We start from the raw sequence: 19,634 nt of genomic DNA on the forward strand, positions 1-19,634 counted from the left end.
ATTATCCAAACTCAGGCGAAGTATGCAAGCATGGGAAAGATCCGGTTTACAGCCCGGTGACGCTGTGCTGCAATCTGCGTCCCTGATACAGCGAATCGGTAGCCATGCAAGCCTCTCAATTTTCAGCCCAGGTGCTGGACTGGTACGACAAATATGGGCGTAAGACCCTGCCCTGGCAAATAGAGAAAACACCGTACAAAGTATGGCTCTCCGAAGTGATGTTGCAACAAACGCAGGTTGCGACGGTTATCCCTTATTTTGAGCGCTTTATGGCGCGCTTTCCGACGATTACCGATCTCGCTCACGCGCCATTGGATGAAGTCCTGCATCTGTGGACCGGCCTTGGCTATTACGCCCGTGCTCGCAATTTGCATAAAGCCGCGCAGCAGGTTGCCACATTGCACAACGGCAATTTTCCGGAAACCTTTGATGAAGTGGCGGCGCTGCCCGGCGTGGGTCGTTCTACCGCAGGCGCGGTACTTTCGCTGTCACTCGGTAAGCATTTCCCCATTCTCGACGGCAACGTGAAACGTGTGCTCGCCCGCTGTTATGCGGTCGGCGGCTGGCCCGGCAAGAAAGACGTCGAAAAACGGCTGTGGGAAATTAGCGAAAATGTGACGCCCGCCAAAGGCGTGGAGCGCTTTAATCAGGCGATGATGGATTTGGGCGCGCTGGTATGCACCCGTTCAAAACCGAAATGCGAACTCTGCCCGCTGAACAGCGGCTGCATGGCGTACGCCAACCATTCCTGGGCCGACTATCCAGGCAAAAAACCAAAGCAAACATTGCCTGAACGCGTCGGATATTTCCTGATTATGCAGCATGAAGACGACGTGTTTCTGTTGCAGCGACCGCCCAGCGGCCTGTGGGGCGGCTTGTTCTGCTTCCCGCAATTTCCAGGCGAAAACGAGTTACGTGAGTGGCTGGCACAGCGCCAGATAAAGGCTGACGGTCTCGCCCAACAAACCGCTTTCCGTCATACATTCAGCCATTTCCATCTGGATATTGTGCCAATGTGGCTCAATGTGCAGTCTGTTACCGCATGCATGGATGAAGGCAGCGCTCTCTGGTATAACTTAGCCCAGCCACCGTCTGTCGGGCTGGCGGCACCCGTTGAGCGCCTGTTACAGCAGTTACGCGTCGGCGCTCTGGTTTGAGCGACGGCCATAAAGAGGATTAGTCATGAGCAGAACCATTTTTTGTACCTTCCTGCAGCGCGATGCTGACGGCCAGGATTTCCAGCTTTACCCGGGTGAACTCGGCAAACGCATCTATAACGAAATCTCAAAAGAAGCCTGGGCGCAATGGCAGCATAAGCAGACCATGCTCATCAACGAGAAAAAACTCACGATGATGAACCCGGAACACCGCAAATTGCTGGAAGAGGAAATGGTCAATTTCCTGTTCGAAGGCAAAGACGTACACATCGAAGGCTATACGCCGCCAGAACAACACTAAGGGCCTGACGGCCCTTTTTCGCAACCCGACACGCACTCCCGGAATGATGAAAAAATATTTAGCGCTAGCCCTGATTGCGCCGTTGCTCATTTCGTGTTCAGGCTCGAAAAAGGGTACGCCCTTTAACGAAGCCTGGGTAAAGGACACCAACGGTTTTGACATTCTGATGGGGCAGTTTGCCCATAACATCGAGAATATCTGGGGATACAACGAAGTTCTGGTCGCAGGACCGAAGGACTACGTAAAATATTCCGACCAGTATTACACCCGTAGCCACATCAACTTTGATGACGGTACGATCACGTTCGAAACCATTGCCGGAACCGATCCTACGGGGCATCTGCGTCAGACCATTATCAAAACGCTGTTGATGGGTGACGATCCGGGTTCTGTCGATCTCTATTCCGATGCCGATGATATCCAGATTTCCAAAGAGCCGTTCCTGTACGGCCAGGTGGTGGATAACACCGGGCAGCCGATTCGCTGGCAGGGCCGCGCATCGAACTACGCCGACTGGCTGCTGCAAAACCGCCTCAAAAGCCGCCAGAACGGGTTGCATGTCATCTATAGCGTGACCATCAGTCTGGTGCCAAACCACCTTGATAAACGTGCGCATAAATACATCGGCATGGTGCGTCAGGCATCCCGTAAATACGGCGTGGACGAGTCGCTGATCCTGGCGATTATGCAGACCGAATCGTCATTCAACCCGTATGCAGTCAGTAACTCTGACGCGCTGGGTTTGATGCAGGTTGTGCAACACACTGCCGGAAAAGACGTTTACAAGGCACAGGGGAAATCAGGCACGCCAAGCCGCAGTTACCTGTTCGACCCCGCCAGTAACATTGATACCGGCACCGCCTACCTGGCGATGTTGAGCAACGTCTATCTGGGCGGCATTGAGAACCCAACCTCACGCCGCTATGCCGTGATCACCGCTTATAACGGCGGGGCAGGCAGCGTGCTTCGGGTGTTCTCCAGCGATAAAGTTCAGGCAGCCAACATCATTAACAGCATGGCACCGGGCGATGTGTATCAAACGCTGACCACTCGCCATCCGTCCGCCGAATCGCGTCGCTATCTGTACAAAGTGAACAACACACAGAAAAGCTATCGCCGTAAATAAACGTTTTCAGCGCCCTAAAGGCCCGGTTTACGGGCCTTTCCTCCCTCCCAGATACGCCCCCTCCCAACAAAAATGTTAAATACGTCACTATTCTGTGGTGCAAAAGAAGAAATATTGCATTTATTTGCGGGCGGTAACAAAACGCATGACCTCACCTCGATAGAATCGCATCAAATTCAGGCCGCAAATGTTTCTATAACAACATAGCTCCCGTCACTTTGTGAGGAAATTAACATGAACCTTAAGCTGCAGCTCAAAATACTGTCGTTCCTGCAGTTCTGTCTTTGGGGGAGCTGGCTGACCACCCTCGGCTCTTATATGTTCGTCACGCTCAAATTCGACGGTGCATCTATCGGTGCCGTTTATAGCTCACTGGGCATTGCCGCCGTATTGATGCCGACGCTGTTGGGGATCGTGGCAGATAAGTGGATCAGCGCGAAATGGGTGTACGCACTTTGCCATTTGGTGGGCGCAGGCACGCTGTTTATGGCGGCGAGTGTGACCACTCCAGGTGAAATGTTTGTCATTATCCTGCTGAATTCATTGGCCTATATGCCAACACTTGGGTTGGTTAATACAATTTCCTATTACCGCCTGAAAGCAGCGGGTATGGACATTGTGACCGACTTCCCACCCATCCGCATTTGGGGCACCATCGGCTTCATTATGGCGATGTGGGCGGTGAGCTTCTCCGGCTTCGAACTGAGCCATATGCAGCTGTATATCGGCGCGGCGCTGTCGCTGGTGCTGAGCTTGTTTACCCTGACGCTGCCGCACATTCCGGTATCCAATCAGCAGCAAAAACAGAGCTGGAGCAGCATGCTCGGCCTCGACGCGTTCGCGCTGTTCAAAAACAAACGCATGGCGATTTTCTTTATCTTCTCCATGCTGCTGGGCGCAGAGCTGCAAATTACCAATATGTTCGGCAACACCTTCCTGCACAGCTTCGATAAAGATCCACTGTTTGCCAGCAGCTTTATCGTGCAGCACGCCTCGGTGATGATGTCGATTTCGCAGATTTCCGAAACGCTGTTTATCCTTACCATCCCGTTCTTCCTGAGCCGCTATGGTATTAAGAACGTGATGCTTATCAGTATCTTTGCGTGGATGCTGCGCTTCGGTCTGTTTGCCTACGGCGACCCAACACCGTTCGGCACCATCCTGCTGGTACTGTCGATGATCGTCTACGGCTGTGCGTTCGACTTCTTCAACATCTCAGGTTCGGTGTTTGTCGAAAAAGAGGTGAAACCGGAAATCCGCGCCAGCGCTCAGGGCATGTTCCTGATGATGACCAACGGCTTCGGCTGTATTCTCGGCGGGATTGTCAGTGGCAAAGTGGTGGAGATGTATACCGTCAACGGCATTACTGACTGGCAAAGCGTGTGGCTGATTTTCGCCGGTTATTCCCTGGTATTAGCCTTCGCGTTCGTGGCGATGTTCAAATACAAACATGTACCAACGGTTGCGGGCGCTCAGCCTGTCACCCATTAATTCAGGTGTAACCCACACTCTCCATCCGGAGAGTGTGGGTTTTCTTTTCTTTACTTCAGCACATAGCCATACAACCGCTTAATGCCATCCGCATCTTTCTCGCTGTACACACCCTGTAATTCTGGTGAGAAACCCGGCAGCATGTTGACGCCCTCTTCCAGTGCAAGGAAATAGCGCTGCACCGCACCGCCCCAAATTTCCCCTGGAACCACACACAATACGCCTGGCGGGTAAGGCAACGCGCCTTCTGCGGCAATGCGCCCTTCCGCTTCGCTAAGACGAACCAGCTCAACGTTCCCGCGAATAAACTCAATATTGGCATCCTGCGGGTTCATGACCACCGCCGGGAAACTCGCTTTGCGGAACATCGCTTTTTGCAGATCTTTCACATCAAAACTGACGTACAGATCATGCATCTCCTGACACAACTGACGGATCGTGTAATCGCGATAACGCACCGGGTATTTGCTGTAGATAGTCGGCAAGACATCCGACAGCGGCGTGTCATCTTCAATGTGCTGCTCGAACTGCCCGAGCATCGCCACCAGATGCGCCAGTTTCTCGCGGCTTTCGGCTGGTGTCAGCAGGAACAGGATCGAGTTGAGATCGCACTTCTCCGGCACGATGCCGTTTTCACGCAGGTAGTGCGCGAGGATCGTCGCCGGAATACCAAACTCGGTATATTCGCCTGTATCCGCGTTGATGCCCGGCGTGGTCAGCAGCAGCTTGCACGGGTCGACAAAATACTGGTCCTGCGCGTAGCCTTCAAAGCCGTGCCAGCGGTCGCCCGGCCCAAAGCTAAAGAAACGACGCTCGCGAGCAATGGCGTCGGTGGGATGATCCTGCCACGGACGCCCCGCCACCGTCGGCGGAATAAACGGTTTGATCATCTTACAATTGGCAATAATGGCTTTACGCGCCTCAATGCCCACCGCCACACATTCTGCCCACAGACGGCGTCCACTCTCGCCTTCGTGAATTTTGGCATTCACATCCAGTGCAGCAAACAGCGGATAAAACGGACTGGTTGAGGCATGCAACATGTAAGCATTGTTCAGCCGCTTATAAGGGCAAAATCTCGCCTGCCCGCGAATATGATTGTCTTTCTTGTGGATCTGCGAGGTCTGTGAGAAACCCGCCTGTTGTTTATGCACCGACTGGGTGACGAAAATACCTGGGTCGTTTTCATTCAGATCGAGCAATAGCGGCGAGCAATCGGCCATCATTGGGATGAACTGTTCGTAGCCTACCCACGCGGAATCAAACAAGATGTAATCACACAGATGACCTATTTTATCGACCACCTGACGGGCGTTATAGATGGTGCCGTCGTAAGTCCCTAGCTGAATAACGGCCAGGCGGAACGGACGCGCCTCCGTCGCTTTTTCTGGTGCCACTTCACGGATCAGTTCGCGCAGGTATTTATCGTCGAAACAATGCTCGTCAATGCCGCCGATAAAGCCAAAGGGATTGCGTGCCGCTTCCAGATAAACCGGTGTCGCACCGGCCTGGAACAGTGCGCCGTGATGGTTTGATTTGTGATTATTACGATCAAACAGCACCAGGTCACCGCGCGTCAACAGGGCATTGGTGACGACTTTATTAGCAGCCGACGTACCGTTCAGCACAAACCAGGTTTTATCCGCGTTGAACACTTTGGCGGCAAACTTCTGCGCTCGCTTAGCGGCCCCTTCGTGGATTAACAAATCACCCAATTTAACGTCAGCATTGCACATGTCGGCGCGGAAAATATTCTCACCGAAAAAGTCATAGAACTGACGCCCTGCCGGATGTTTTTTGAAGAACTCACCGTGTTGATGGCCCGGACAGGCAAACGTGCTGTTCCCCATTTCGACATACTGCGTAAGCGTGTCGAAGAATGGCGGCAACAGGTTTTCTTCATAACGCGTGGCGGCGGTTTCAAGCTCCAGCCACTGTTGCACGCTGCCATCAATAACCGCATCTACACCTTCTGGCGCATCCAGCGGTTCTTCAGAAAACAGGAACACCGGCAAATGAAAACCGGTACGTTTAAGCAGGCTAAGGATGCCGCTGCGGCTATCCGCCACGGTAATGACAACTGCCGACACGTCGGTAAAATCGGTACTGTCTAACGCCACCACGCGACGGTGACTGGAAAGACGAGAGACCAGCTCGCGGCTGGCGGCAATGTGCATGGATTTCATAAGCGCGGCTACCCAAATCGGGAGAGTAAAAGGCCCGGACAGAGTGTCGACTCTGCCCACAAATTGTCTGGGTCTGACTGGTGACCAGCTCCGACCGCCAGACATCAGTAAAAGCAGACGAGATCTGATCTTACTGATGTCCTGCAGTGAGCGTGCGTTTGCTTCACCGCATGGTGAGCATAGAAGGTTCTGTACGGATACGGGAGCCCCTTCGCATTAGCGCGAAACGTATGTGGCAACGAAGTTTGACAGCTAGCATTCCGACGCCCCCGAGTTGATAAGGAGAAAATTCGCGCAATAATTACACCTTTCATCAGGTGACGCAAGGGTAAATGGCTATGCAAAATGCAGGACATTGAATCAGCGCTAAACAAGAAAAAACAGCTTATAAATTCACTAACTTTGCATAAAACGATATGTGAATGATGGAGCAAAGGAAGAGGCTTTCTATCGAAAATGGCGAGAGATTGCGCACTCTGTCGCGAAACACACAAATTTCGTTGACGACGACGGTCGAATCTAGTTTAATGCGCCCCGTTGCCCGGATAGCTCAGTCGGTAGAGCAGGGGATTGAAAATCCCCGTGTCCTTGGTTCGATTCCGAGTCCGGGCACCACTATTTAGAAGAACCAGCCTACGGGCTGGTTTTTTGCTTTCTGAGATACGAGCTCTCCATCGAACTTCGTTCGATTATTTGCCGCAAGCGGCTCACCCCTTCGGGGCCAGCGCGACAAGCGCGCTGTTCAACGCCTTCGGCGTTAGTCCGAGTCCGGGCACCACTATTTAGAAGAACCAGCCTAAGGGCTGGTTTTTTGCTTTCTGAGATACGGACTCTCCATCGAACTTCGTTCGATTATTTGCCGCAAGCGGCTCACCCCTTCGGGGCCAGCGCGACAAGCGCGCTGTTCAACGCCTTTGGCGTTAGTCCGAGTCCGGGCACCACTAGCCCGTAGGCTGGTTTCTTGCTTTCTGGGGGTCATACAGCCAGATTACGGATAATCAATCGTCAGCTCAGGTCCCTCACTGCCTGAATGCTCCGAAGCCCCGGTTAGCGGTTGAGAAGCCGACAGTTGCAGGGTGTTGCTCCCTTGGTTCAGTTCTCCATTCGGGTTACCGGACGTTTTCAGATTGATGTCCGAAGTGGTCTGCACCGTTGTCTGCATGGCCATATTCCCGCTTTCCGGGCAACTCAGCACAACGGTGAAAGCGGAATTTCCGTCCTCCGAAGTAGACTCAAGATCGGATGGCGTACTGTTAAGCGTACAGGCAGGTGCCTGAATCATCCCTGTCATGCTGACGGACACGGAGTCCGAGGCATGAACCGCGGTACTCCCTGCCCATAACATTGCCAGACAAAACGGAACCAGAACCCGACGAGTGTTGTTTGCACACATAGCATTTTCTCCTGTTACTCGTAGTCGATAGTTACTGTAGCCGAAGCGTTAGCATCGCCTACTGAGACCGGTGCAGATGTGGTCTGCAGATAGCGAGCTTTCCACCCAAAATCAAAGATGCCCGATACGGTAGTTTGAAGCTGGGTTACTGCGCCAATGGGAACACCATTGTTTTGTTTATTGATTATTTGGACAGCAACACCTCCAGCGGTAAGCCCGCTGCTGGCGGTCAGTTTGATTGCACCAGACTCAGTGGTCGAGTTATCCGGGGTGGCATTCAGCGTTGCCAGAACCCATACTCCGGCCGGGCACTGTAACTGGACGGGAACGTCAACGCTGACGGTTGTACTGTTGATCCCCGTAAACTCAGAGGTCAGATGATTGCCCAGGGTTACGCTGGTTGCAGGCGTTAATACTGAACAACCGGGTACGATAATCGAGCCACCGGTAATGGTGTAGGTCACAAAATCAACGCTGGCAGCAGTCATTTTAGACATAAGGCCCGTACTGAACTGTCCGGCTGAGATTTCCCCCGTTTTAATTAAATCAAATTTTACGGTTTCATTATCATAGAGTCCGTAATTACTTGATTCATTTACAGTGACAGTATCCCCAAAATAAAGCCCCGTAGGAATACCCTCTATGACCTGAGCTCGAATACCAACGCCGGGTACATTCGTGGCATAAATATACCCAGAATTGCGAGTCGAATAGACACCAGTAAAGATACCACTGTAGGGAATTTGTCCCGCATGACATCCACCGATCTGAGTGTTGCTGGGCATTACCGTTTGCGTAGCAATTACATCACCCATGGCGATATCGCCAGATGCCGTGACAGTGCCAAAATTAACATTATGATTATAAGGGCCTCCGTAGACATTATTATCACAGTAAGGCGTACTGTCTTTCACGGTAACCGTTCCTGAAATAGATATCGTTAAGCTGGCACTGCCCTGATTACCCGAGGCTGTGGCCTTCCCAACCTGGCCTCCCAGTGAACCGCTGGTAATCGTGGTCGCCGTTTTGACAAGACGAAAACTTGGCGAATAATGGATATAGAATTCCTCTCCCCAGCCTATATCGGAAATAGAAAATGCAGTCGCCGAGGTCGCGCCGTTTGACAGCCACAGCGTATAATTCGTGTTGTGCTGCTGGTTAGATGTGACCGAGAACCCGCCTCCGAACTGGATACCCACGCCTGGGATATTAGTATTAAATGTGGTTCGCCCATCATAAACGCCTGCCACAGAGAGCGTTCCTGTCAGTCCTCCACTAAATTCTTTCTCGACTGTGTTTGTCGATTCGCACATCGCATAATAGACATCGTCGCTGAAATTCAGCTCACCGGTAATATATTGCCCGACGGCTAAATCGGCAGAGACGGTAATATCCCCCAAATCTTTTGAGAGAGAAGATGTTTGTTGATGGCAGTCAGAGGCCATAACTATTCCAGGAGCAAGCAATAAAACAAACAGCACCATAATATGGCTCACTGCTTTATCAAAAATGCACGATAGTTGTCGACATTGTCTTTTTCGACAAAGTGCATACAGCGCACGAATAAATTTAATCATAATTCTTCTCCAAAAAATCATCACTGAAGTGAATTTCAGATAATAACTAAAGCGTTAATTTTTACTGTCACATTAATGGCACAGACACCATTGAGAATTTAATTAATGCAGTTTCAATACGTGATCAGAACTTTCCCCACCATAATCATCAATCACTTTCCAGGTCAATGTTTTACCTAACTGCCCTGCTGGCAGGAGATAATTCACCTTTCCTTTAGGGGGAATCATTTTCCCACTTGTATTCACCGCCTTGCCTCCAAGCGTTAGCGAATAAAACGTCATGTAATACGGCGTTGGGTTATTTACGCGAAGATTATTCCCCTGCCGATGGAACGACAATTTTTTATAATCGGATTCTGACGGTGCCTTTATGCCCGCAGGGCGGTAAAACAATTTCAGGCGCTGGTTCACGGATATCATCAGCGACTGGCTTTTGCCCTGCGGGACATCCGGAGTGGATTTTACGTTCAAGCGGAACAGAGACTCCCGGTCCGTCAGCTGGCCATCATCCTGATAAGCAATGCGAAGGAACTCCCTGTTGCCTGCATCCAGACGAAATGACGGCGGCGTGACGCTAAACGGCGATTTCAGCCCGCGTTTAGCGCCATCCGCATCCACCCATACTTCAATCTTCCAGGACGATTGATCCGGATTCCCCAGCGAGATGACCGCCTCCTTTTTTTCTCCGTTAATGATCACACGGGTACTGCTGGTGACGACCCCCGCTAGTGCGCAATTCCCCCATAAGGCAGAGATCATCGCGGCAGCGATAAATGCTTTTTTCATTGAAAACTCCTTAATACAGCGTTGCTTTTGGTTATTGTTAAACTGATGGTTGATAGGCAATGAATGTCATATCTTCGGTTGACGACACGTAATATGGGCTGTCCGGTGTCAGCGTCGCGGATACCGTTGCCGCCGTAAAACTATAAATATCAACCGCCACTGCGCCATTCTTTGCATTAAGGCTGTATGTTCCGGTTGTTGAGTTATCCGCAAAATGTGCCCCCCCCGTCAGGGATAACGTCACTTGCGTTACACCAGCTGTTTGATAATCCCACCAGTAGAATGTCGCCGCGGTTTTGTTATCGGCTGGCGTCAGGTTATTGACGTAGATGGCCCCTTTGTCCGATGTTCCGGCAAATGTCATGGTTCCACTGACGGTCGAGCCTGAAATAACAGCGCTAACGGTCACCGTTTCAGCCACGGTGTCATACACTTCCGCCAGGCCGTAGCCGCTGGAATCCAGGGTGACGCTAACGGAAGTCGTGTCGCCAGAGGTAAACCGCGCGTTTCCCGTCACGCTAAGCTGTACGGTGGCGGACGGCTCACCGTACAACGCGACTTTGTTGGTGGGACCAACGGCGAGCAACATACCCGCATTCAACGGCGCGCCGGTTGAGCAGTAAATATTTAAAGCCGCTGGGTTGCTAATGATGATGTTATACGTCCAGCTTTTCCCGTTACCCAGTGAGGCCGTGACGCTGGCTTTACCGGTATCGCCGAGATTGGTCAGTTTCGCGCTCGACTGTCCGCTGGCATCGGTATCCTGTTCAACATGATTCAGGCTTCCCAATGTGGTGGACCAGTAAACAGGAATATTCGCTGCGTTATTGCCTTGACCGTCGTGCACAAGCGCGGTCAGTTTTGCCGCATCCACGCCGTCATTGATGATGGTGTCCTTGTCGCTAGTCAGGCTTGCGATAACAAAACCCGCCATGCTATCAGTTACGGTGACATCAACAGCTTGACTGCTGCCAGTCACCGACGCGGTCACCGTGACAACGCCAGGCGCATCGCTATCCGTCAGGCTGGTTGTCGCCAGTCCATTAGCGTCCGTGGACGATGACGAGACTGAGAGTTGACCGGCCGTAGTCACCCAACTGACAGAGACACCCGCAACAGGCTGGCTGTTACCATCCACCACTTTTCCCGTGATGAGCGAGGCGCTAATACCGTCATTTGCGATACTGGTGGGGTCTGCGGTAACAGACACAATGGTATTCGTGACCGGCGTACCGCCATTTAGTGTGACGACCCAGGAGCCATCGCCCTGCAACTGTGGCGGATTGAAGGTCCAATATTCTGGGAAGCCGGTTGCGCTGATAATCACCACGCTGCCGCCGGTAAACTCCAGCACTATCGTACCAGTACCACTCCAGGCAACCGTCCCCTCGCTGGTGTTGTAATCGCCATATCGGCATGTCGCCACAACTGCACGGCCTTCTGATTTCCACACAAATCCCAGCGCGCCCGGTTTACCCGGCAGGCTCAGGGCATTGATTAGCGTTGTACTTCCGCCAACCTCAGAAGAGGATGCCACCACGTTCGGTGCAGCCTGCGTCGCGTCAACATCAAGCCAAACGGTAGCGGCAATCTCCGGGTCAATGCCAAGATAGTTCAGAGGAAACTGGTCTGAAGAGGGATACATCAGCGTAAGGTCATCCTGGCGAACGGAGATAATGTCTTCCTGATGCCCCAGGTAAACCACCGTGGCATCTGCGGAATTCACCTTACTGTTCACAAACACCTGCATATCAGACATAGCCACTGACTGATACGTCCAGTTGGCTGATGCGCTAGCCAGTTCACCCGTTTGTCCGTGGGTAACAAATTGTGACGCACCCGCGTAATTTTTACTGGTGTAGAAAATGAGGCTCTTACCTGCAGAGCTGGTGATGGTCATAATGTTATCCTTGTTGATTATGATTAAGCTGGAAGCTCGCTCAGCAGAGATGAAAATGCGAGCTTGCCAGTGACATACGCCCCCGTGTCTGGCAAAGACAGTGTGAACGTTACGGATTCCACGACGCTGTCGGTGACATCAAACCCGGCAGCATGAGACGAACTGACGTTCACCAACGCCATTGTTGTTCCTGATATTGGCAAGATGGCGTTGGTTGTACCGGTAAGCGTCAATTTCGCCTGACGGGCTGTTGAATTCTCCGTGGTCTGCATATAAACACCGCAAGCACTTAGCCCATCCGCTGTGGCATTGGTGGAAATGCCGTAACTCAACAGATCTCCCGTCCCGAGTGTCCAAGGGCTAAAGGTCATACTGGCGGTGGCGCTGAGCGCCGGGTCATTGATATCAAATGCGCTGACCTGGACATTCCCGGTGGAGAAACTGTAAACCTGCGCGCTGCCGCGGCCTGTTTCATCCAGAGTGAGCAATAACGTCTGAACGCCATCCGGTTGGAACCAGGCGCCAGAGCCTGAAGAGAGCGACAATTCGATGCTGGCGCCGGCGGGTCCAGAGAGCGTGACAGCATTGAGCGGGCGGACCAACACCGTCGGGTCAAAGAAGGGCGCACCGGTTCCGCACCCCATCAGAAGTTCCGATGAACCGTTGATCGCAATGTTCACATCTTTAACGTCAGATGACGCCACCCCACCGCTGCTGTACATAACCTGATATCGCCCCTCTCCAAACCCGTTTCCTACGGGCGTAATGTTGTCTACCGGAACATGAAAAATGGCCAGTTGCGCCTGTGCTTCTGCGGCGGTGAGTGTGCGTGTTTCTGTCCAGGTCGCGCCGGTCACCGGGCTTTCAGGTGATAACAGATAACCCACCCAGAAGGACGCAACGGTGTCTCCGGCAGCCATCCCTGGATAATAAATATTCATATCAGTACCGTTATCAGCGGTGACTTCAGCGCCAGTCAGGGTGTTATCGCCCGCGGCATTTGGGAAAACAGGCGGCGGTAACAGTGAACAGTGCTGCGCATCGACCCTCACACCCGTCACCCCGGATACGCCAGGAATGGCGGGAGACGTGACGGCGTACCAGGCCTGGGCAGACCCAGTGCCAATGGGGGTGATATAGCTTGCTGGGATAAGAACACTGAACCCGGCAGTGACATCTGCCGGCGTAAGAGAATGCGAAGAGGTCTGGTAGCTTGACGTGGAGATCGCGCTACCGGTGGCATCATAGCCTTGCCAGTACACCACCACGCCGCTTCCCGCGACAAACTGCGAACTGGGCAGAACATCAATCTCTACACCGTTCGCAGCAGTCAGTTCACTGCAATCTATCCAGCCATCGTTGCCCGCCGGAATGTACGGCGCCGGATAATAACCCGCGTCGGTCATGTCTATTTTTGCGCTGCCCGTTTGTGAGCTTTTTGCACTTTCGGTCGCGGAAATGACGGAATACCACACTTCGGCACTCCCACCAGGCGTCGCTGCTGTAACAAAAGGTGGTTCGATAAGAACTTTAAATCCTTTGCCCACGTCCGAACTGTTTACGCTGTGTGTGATAGTGGTGCTGCTGCCGGGAACGAAATTCCCGGCAGAATCAAGTTCCCGCCAGTAAATATAAACCGTATCACCCGCTGCATAGGCATCTATACTCCAGGGCACTTTAACGTGTGTACCGTTATTCTGAATAACAGAGGTATAGGTAATCGTATTTGTCGCATCAGCATCGGTAAATAACGGAGGAGGAAGACCGTCCGTATGCTGGCGATCCACCACGGCCATAGAGATAGGCGAAGCCGACTGGTTTTGCGCAACATCCGTCACGGTATACCAGGCCTGGTGAGGACCATCCGGTGCATAGGATTCGGGAATAACAACAGTCCAGGGCCAGGCGTAAGTATCAGGATCGTTTAGCGAAAGCGTGCCAAAAAGGCGTCCATCCCAGTACAGCCCCAGATAATCACCGTGAGCGGCCAGCGGATACCAGTTAACATCAACGACAGCGCCGCCATCGCTTTGTAATTCAATGTCAGTAATATAGCCATCATTGACCATTTGCGGCAATGTGGGGCCTGTCAGCTCAGTATAATTTTGCATATTAAAAACCCGATAAATTAATTAAAGATTAAGAAAGCGGGGTTCCGATAATTATTTAATGAACAATGCTACTCAATCAGCAAGCTATTCCTCCTGCCAACATTGCTTTATTCAGAGGTGCCCATATATTTCTCGTTAAAACCCGCGTTAATATTTTTATGAATGTCGACACGCTTTTTGTGTAATGCTGGGATGATAAATCATTAAAGGGGCGATCATTGGGCAAAAAGGCAGCGGCGTCAGGCAAAAAAAACGAAGAGAAAAGAAGAAGAAAGAGAGAGAGAGAGGATATGACGAACCGGGCACATAGCCGCGCCCGGTTCACATGTTTAAACGCTTAATACACGAGGCACACTTCATCCATCTCCTGAGTCGGAGGATTGTTATTCACGTATCCATTGCGCCAGTTTATGTAGATTCGCGTGCCCTTGTTGCCCGTTTCACTGGCCCACATGGATTCCGCAGTGCTGGACGTTGACCATTGGTTGCCCATCATGTTTTTAGGGTTGCCCCACTCGCCGTAGAATGTTCCCATTCCACGCGCGCCATACTGTCCTTCCATGCCGCTTGAGAAGAAGGAATAGCTCGGCGTTGTCGCCCCATTCTTTACACAATCTGTATCGGCAACATTCGGGTCAATATTTGACCTCCCAATGTTCAATACCCAGTGATTTAAGGTGAAGGTGTAAGTCAGCGCAGGTCCCGTACCCGATACCGGAGTGGCGGTAATGGTGGCCGTTTTGGTGGTGGCTTGACCGACAAAGACCGCTTCACCCGGGCTGCGGAATGCCAGCCAACTGGCATCGCTCGTCCAGGTATATTTGCTATTACTCGCCATTGAATCGTTGATTTTCATGATAAAGCTGGCATACAGCATGCCGATGGTTGGGAATTTATCGCTAACGGTGAAGTCATGCCCGTTGGCCGTCATGCCCGTAATATGGTCGGATTTAAATGCCACGGTGCTGGTTTTGCCGGTATCCGCGTTCCAGGCTTGAGATTTGGCGGTTATCGTGACGCTCTCTTCTTTGTTGTCAACCAGGGTGACGGTTGCCTGCCCGCTGGCGTTGGTCGAGGGCTGTGCGTCGCTCAACTGCGCGTCCGCAGACGTCGTAGAAAACGCAATTTTTTGCCCCGAAACCGGGTTCCCGCTATTGTCTTTCAACGTCGCGGTGAAGGTGATTGGCGATTTTCCGTCAGCCTGCTGTTGCGCCATATCCGGGGTAAGTTCCGTGACCTGATACGACACAAAGTGGGTATCGATAGTGCTACTCATCTGATTCGCCAGCGTAGCCGTCAACGTGACGCTTTCTCCCTTCACGTCCGTCACCCTAATCTGCGAGAACCCTTGCAGATCGGTTTTGCTGGAGGCGGGAATCTGCGCGGTCACGCTGTTGCTCTTCCAGGTGATGGTTTGCGCAGGAAGGGGATTCCCCTGCCCGTCCGTCACCACGGCGTTGATGGTGTTGGTCGTGGATCCGTCGGCGAGGCTATTATCGTTACCCAAACTTAACGCGACTTTCGCCGAGGCTGGATCGCTGATAAACAGGCTCTTCGTTTGTTTGCTGTTCGCATTATCCAGCGTTGCCGTCACGTCCACCTCTTGCGCAACAATATCCGTAAACGCGATGGACGACTGGCCCTTCGCATCCGTTCTGGAATCCGTCTGGCCCGGCTGTGCGCTGCCGCCAAGATGCCAGGAAACATGCGCATCAGATACCGGATTGTTGTTTGCATCAACCACCACCACGTTCGCCGTGTTGGTGGCGATGCCGTTGGCTCGCGCATTTTTGCTTGCCTCCAGCGAATCGATAACCGCAGTACTGATGTCGGCAATAAACTCGCTTTCCTTCGTCTGGCTGGCTGAGTTTTTGGCCAGCGTGGCCTTCATATTGACCTTTTCTGCTTTGGTATCGCTGAACGTGACGACGAGTTTCCCCTGCGCGTCGGTTTGCCCTGCCAGACTCGCGAGCTTCGCCGCCCCATCCACTTGCCAGTTAACGGTTTCGTTCGCCGCCGGGTTATGGGTCGCATCAGTCACGGTGATACTGGCGGTATTGGTTGCAGAACCGTTCGCCACCGCCCCGGTTGTCACATCGAAGGTGGCAATCTGCAGGCTGTTTTCATCAGTGTTGAAGCTGGACGGTGCGTTTAGCCTGCTGCCGTTCGCGAGGCTAGCTGAGAGGGTAAAGGTTTGCGCCTTCGTACTGGTGTAGGTAATGGTCGCCTTCCCGTTTTGGTCGGTCTTGCCCGCTTGCGCAAACTGCACGTCAGGTTTATCCGCTTTCCAGCTTACCGCCTGCCCCTGCAGTGGATTATTGTTACCGTCCATCACATACACCTCGGCGCTGTTTTGCGAATGCCCGTCCGCCGGGCTGCCGTCGTTCGTGACCGTCAGACGCTGCAGCGCGGCAGAAGATTCATCGGCAATAAATTCAGCGTTCAGCGTTTTGGTGTTGCCATTTTTCAACGCCGCGGTGAGCTGAACCTTTTCCGCGACCGTATCGGTGAATTGCAGATGTACCTGGCCCTGAGCGTCGGTGCGCATTGACGAAGCCGCGCGCTGTGCGCCCGATGAAAATGCCACCGTTGTGCTCGTTGCCGACAGCGTTATCGGTGTATCAACAACCGGATTACCGGTAGGATCTTCGACCGTAATCAGCGCTTTGTTCGCCGTGTTCCCGTTGGCCGGGCTTTTATCCAGCGTAAGATCAAACCGGGTGATGGCAGCATGGAGATCGTTTGCCACGAACGTCACGCTGCCCTGCTGCGATAATCCACCCGATTTAACCGTTAAGGCGTATTCACCCGCAGTGGTTGAAACAATTTGCGCATGCGCAACGCCATCGGCATTGGTCGTTACTTCTGCGCTGCGCAACGTCGCAGCAGAAGAAACAGCCCACTCAACAGTCGCATTGGCGATAGCGTTATGCTGGGCGTCTTCCACTTTTACCGAGGCGCTATCCGTCGCCACGCCGTCAGCAACGCTGTTATTGCTATCCACCGTCAACACCAGCGAGGCGGGTACAACCTTGTCAAAAGAAGATTGCGCCTGGGCGGAAACACTGCCGCTCGTCGCGGTGACACTGACGATTTCGCTCGACACATCTGTAAGCGTGACGAAGGCAAAGCCATTCTCATCGGTCACTGAAGAGGTTGAATCCAGCACCGCGTGTCCATTCGCGGCCCATTGCACCCCCGAATTGCTCATCGCCTGGTTTTTGGTATTAAATACCTGAACCTGAAGCCGGTTCTGCGTTTTGCCATCCGCGGGACTATGGTCATCCAGGGGTTGCAAAACCAATTTCCCCACTCCTTCAGCCTCTTTCTTGCGGTACTGCATCACGATTTGGTTATTACGCTCCACCAGGTCGGTACGGCTTCCGGCAAGACTGCGCTCAAGCGCGACATTGTCGGAGGAGAGCTGATAGCGCCAGTCATGCGCAAAGTCATAGTGGAAATCGACCTGGAATTGCACATCGTCCAGGTTATCCTGCCCACGGCGATAGTTGGTGCCCAGCGTGATGAGCGGAACCGGCGTATAATTTACACCCAGCGTCACCGCCGAAGGGTTGCTCTGCAAATGGTCGGTATCGAATAGCGCGACGTTATCACCATAGTACTGCTCGTAGACCACCTTCATGCCCAGTTGAGGCTGCGCGGGAAGATACCCTTCGGCACGGAGATCAAAACCGTCAGCGGCTTTTTCTTCATAATCGTCAAAATCCTTCGAATCATGCCATTGGCTGGTAGCCAGATAGGTATTCGCCGATAATTTAAGATAATTGGTCCAGGCTTCACCACCTAATCCAATGCGCCTGTTTTGCCCCGTAAAATCATTATCAAAAAATACGTTGGCGCCAAACATCCAGTTGCGCAAATAAAATGTGCGAATACCGACCCCCATATTTCCTGTAACTCGTGAATCCGGATCACGCAAACCAAGTTGCGCAAACAGCAGCGACTCTTTATTGTCATAAAGCGGCGAAAGAAGATCGACTGAACTTTGGTCCCAATTCCCATTTTGATCCACACTCAATTGCACTCGTGCAGTCCCAAAATGGCTTAACCACTCTTCAATGGAATTTGCCGTTTGCGATGTGGCACGTGTTGTAATCTCTGCTTCCGCCTGTTGCGCAATATTTTGATCGCTATTTTTAGACAGCATCGTAGCGGCAGCTGTTAGGGTACCCGTATCAGGTAAGGCTGCTGCAACCGGTTCACTGGCAAAAGCGGAGCGAGTGATGAAAGACGGAATCATCAATTGTGATATTATTAACAGCCAAACGATAATATTATGTGTCACAAACCCAATACTAAGGAGGCCTTTCGCCATTTTTTTTAATTTCATATTCATTGAGATACAGCATCGAAATGCAAATGGATTTAAAAAACAGGCATATTCCCTTCATCGAAATACGCACACTCTTATGAATTAATTTTTTTGAAGCCGTGATTTATTACCACATGAAAAAAGAACAAACAAATATATTATTTAGATTGTACATTCATGGACTCCCATTATGTCAAAACACAAATAAATGTAAGTTATTATAAAGTATCAAATGCGCAAATATGGCGTGACCGGGGGCAAAAGATGAACAGCCTTAAAAAGTTCACGTGCTAATTTTAAAAGCATCTACTCGCGACCTGTAAAATAAATAAAATTCGGAGAGATTCATGAGACAACAATCACGACAAACACCTATCTTCTAATGTGTTAATACAAGGAGTAAAACATGCATTTTTTATTAACAAAGAAGCTTAAATATTTCATGACCGTTATGGAAAAGAAATGTTTGACCAAAGCAAGTGAAGATCTATTTATTACACGCTCACCATTAGGAAAAGCCATTAATGAGCTTGAAACATTACTTGGTGAAAAGCTCTTTCTTCGCGAACATGGGTTGTATGAACCGACTCTTTTTGCCCAGGAAGTTTATGAACAGGCACTTCCTCTTTATCATAAACTGTTAAATCTTGAAGAATATTTTTTGAATTCTTGTCAAAGCCGCCACATCAACATCATACTGGACACTGCGTTTCCAGATAATCTTGCTGATATCATCAGCAGTAGTCTGAACAAAACCGATTTTCTTTTTCACCTAAGTCGTAAGCCTCTTATTCAGGATGATATTGATAATATCGAACCCGGCCCGGATACCCTGTTCATCACGCATAAAGATCTGGTTGCAGAGCCCGAGATACAAGAACACCACACCCTCACCAGCTCGTTGCTATTGGTGATGAACAATGCGGTAAAATCCGTGCCGGAAGATTTATCGAACGTTCCGCTAATCTTTCGTAGTAACGTGGTTGGTGCGAATATTGGACGTATCACATCAGAGCTACAAAAAAGCCTCGGCTTTGTCCCAAAAATCCGTTACATTAATGGGAGCGTATTTGACTGCCTGCTAATGGCGGGAGAAGGCTCAGGAATAATGTTATTACCATTGAAAACTTGTGAACTGATTAACATCAATCGAAAAAATACATTATTACTGAATAATTTAACAATTAAGATCAATTATTACCACCGTAAAAAGATAAAAAACAAGAAAGAGATTAATACTATCATCAACCATATTACTGCACTGTTTTGATTT

12 protein-coding genes and 1 tRNA gene are annotated in these 19,634 nt (G+C 51.3%); 6 read left to right on the forward strand and 7 right to left on the reverse strand.

Annotated elements, in window-relative coordinates:
* Positions 1–104 precede the first annotated feature (104 nt).
* The 4 genes from mutY to VH187_RS22985 all read left to right on the forward strand — a co-directional run bounded on the left by mutY (position 105) and on the right by VH187_RS22985 (position 4,075).
* Complete coding sequence (gene mutY, locus VH187_RS22970) at positions 105–1,157, forward strand: A/G-specific adenine glycosylase (RefSeq protein ID WP_329703743.1); 1,053 nt, start codon at positions 105–107, stop codon at positions 1,155–1,157.
* A gap of 25 nt (positions 1,158–1,182) precedes the next feature.
* Positions 1,183–1,458 carry an oxidative damage protection protein gene (locus VH187_RS22975; RefSeq protein ID WP_329703744.1) on the forward strand — a complete coding sequence of 92 codons (276 nt, stop codon included), beginning with the start codon at positions 1,183–1,185 and terminating at the stop codon, positions 1,456–1,458.
* A gap of 46 nt (positions 1,459–1,504) precedes the next feature.
* A complete protein-coding gene (gene mltC / locus VH187_RS22980) occupies positions 1,505–2,584 on the forward strand; it encodes a membrane-bound lytic murein transglycosylase MltC (protein WP_329703794.1) in 1,080 nt (359 codons plus the stop codon).
* 234 nt (positions 2,585–2,818) lie between these two features.
* A complete protein-coding gene (locus VH187_RS22985) occupies positions 2,819–4,075 on the forward strand; it encodes a nucleoside permease (protein ID WP_329703745.1) in 1,257 nt (418 codons plus the stop codon).
* A gap of 50 nt (positions 4,076–4,125) precedes the next feature.
* Here VH187_RS22985 and VH187_RS22990 read toward each other — a convergent pair whose 3' ends face one another.
* Entirely contained in the window at positions 4,126–6,261 is a 2,136-nt protein-coding gene (locus tag VH187_RS22990; protein ID WP_329703746.1) for an ornithine decarboxylase, read from the reverse strand.
* Positions 6,262–6,800: 539 nt separating this feature from the next.
* On the opposite strand from VH187_RS22990, the gene VH187_RS22995 reads away from it, so the two are divergent.
* A tRNA-Phe gene (locus VH187_RS22995) sits at positions 6,801–6,876 on the forward strand.
* 373 nt (positions 6,877–7,249) lie between these two features.
* Here VH187_RS22995 and VH187_RS23000 read toward each other — a convergent pair.
* The 6 genes from VH187_RS23000 to VH187_RS23025 all read right to left on the reverse strand — a co-directional run bounded on the left by VH187_RS23000 (position 7,250) and on the right by VH187_RS23025 (position 18,196).
* Complete coding sequence (locus VH187_RS23000; protein WP_329703747.1) at positions 7,250–7,654, reverse strand: hypothetical protein; 405 nt, start codon at positions 7,652–7,654, stop codon at positions 7,250–7,252.
* Between the two features lie 14 nt (positions 7,655–7,668).
* Positions 7,669–9,231 (reverse strand): fimbrial protein, encoded by a 1,563-nt coding sequence (locus tag VH187_RS23005; RefSeq protein ID WP_329703748.1) that lies wholly within the window; start codon positions 9,229–9,231, stop codon positions 7,669–7,671.
* A 102-nt stretch (positions 9,232–9,333) separates the two neighbouring features.
* Positions 9,334–10,017 (reverse strand): fimbrial biogenesis chaperone, encoded by a 684-nt coding sequence (locus VH187_RS23010; protein WP_329703749.1) that lies wholly within the window; start codon positions 10,015–10,017, stop codon positions 9,334–9,336.
* A gap of 37 nt (positions 10,018–10,054) precedes the next feature.
* On the reverse strand, positions 10,055–11,917 hold the full coding sequence (locus tag VH187_RS23015; protein ID WP_329703750.1) for an Ig-like domain-containing protein: 1,863 nt from the start codon (positions 11,915–11,917) through the stop codon (positions 10,055–10,057).
* 23 nt (positions 11,918–11,940) lie between these two features.
* On the reverse strand, positions 11,941–14,028 hold the full coding sequence (locus VH187_RS23020) for a hypothetical protein (RefSeq protein ID WP_329703751.1): 2,088 nt from the start codon (positions 14,026–14,028) through the stop codon (positions 11,941–11,943).
* A gap of 337 nt (positions 14,029–14,365) precedes the next feature.
* Positions 14,366–18,196, reverse strand: coding sequence for an Ig-like domain-containing protein (locus VH187_RS23025; protein ID WP_329703752.1), 3,831 nt, complete (start codon positions 18,194–18,196; stop codon positions 14,366–14,368).
* A 571-nt stretch (positions 18,197–18,767) separates the two neighbouring features.
* Between VH187_RS23025 and VH187_RS23030 the strand changes: the two genes are divergently transcribed.
* A complete protein-coding gene (locus VH187_RS23030; RefSeq protein WP_329703753.1) occupies positions 18,768–19,631 on the forward strand; it encodes a LysR family transcriptional regulator in 864 nt (287 codons plus the stop codon).
* The last annotated feature ends 3 nt before the right edge of the window (positions 19,632–19,634 follow it).

Source organism: Scandinavium sp. (assembly GCF_036271055.1).
Classification (GTDB): Bacteria; Pseudomonadota; Gammaproteobacteria; order Enterobacterales; family Enterobacteriaceae; genus Scandinavium.

Coding starts and splice junctions, on each gene's coding strand:
- mutY (WP_329703743.1), top strand. CDS start 105: ATGCAAGCCTCTCAATTTTCAGCCCAGGTGCTGGACTGGTACGACAAA.
- VH187_RS22975 (WP_329703744.1), top strand. CDS start 1,183: ATGAGCAGAACCATTTTTTGTACCTTCCTGCAGCGCGATGCTGACGGC.
- mltC (WP_329703794.1), top strand. CDS start 1,505: ATGAAAAAATATTTAGCGCTAGCCCTGATTGCGCCGTTGCTCATTTCG.
- VH187_RS22985 (WP_329703745.1), top strand. CDS start 2,819: ATGAACCTTAAGCTGCAGCTCAAAATACTGTCGTTCCTGCAGTTCTGT.
- VH187_RS22990 (WP_329703746.1), bottom strand. CDS start 6,261: ATGAAATCCATGCACATTGCCGCCAGCCGCGAGCTGGTCTCTCGTCTT.
- VH187_RS23000 (WP_329703747.1), bottom strand. CDS start 7,654: ATGTGTGCAAACAACACTCGTCGGGTTCTGGTTCCGTTTTGTCTGGCA.
- VH187_RS23005 (WP_329703748.1), bottom strand. CDS start 9,231: ATGATTAAATTTATTCGTGCGCTGTATGCACTTTGTCGAAAAAGACAA.
- VH187_RS23010 (WP_329703749.1), bottom strand. CDS start 10,017: ATGAAAAAAGCATTTATCGCTGCCGCGATGATCTCTGCCTTATGGGGG.
- VH187_RS23015 (WP_329703750.1), bottom strand. CDS start 11,917: ATGACCATCACCAGCTCTGCAGGTAAGAGCCTCATTTTCTACACCAGT.
- VH187_RS23020 (WP_329703751.1), bottom strand. CDS start 14,028: ATGCAAAATTATACTGAGCTGACAGGCCCCACATTGCCGCAAATGGTC.
- VH187_RS23025 (WP_329703752.1), bottom strand. CDS start 18,196: ATGCTGTCTAAAAATAGCGATCAAAATATTGCGCAACAGGCGGAAGCA.
- VH187_RS23030 (WP_329703753.1), top strand. CDS start 18,768: ATGCATTTTTTATTAACAAAGAAGCTTAAATATTTCATGACCGTTATG.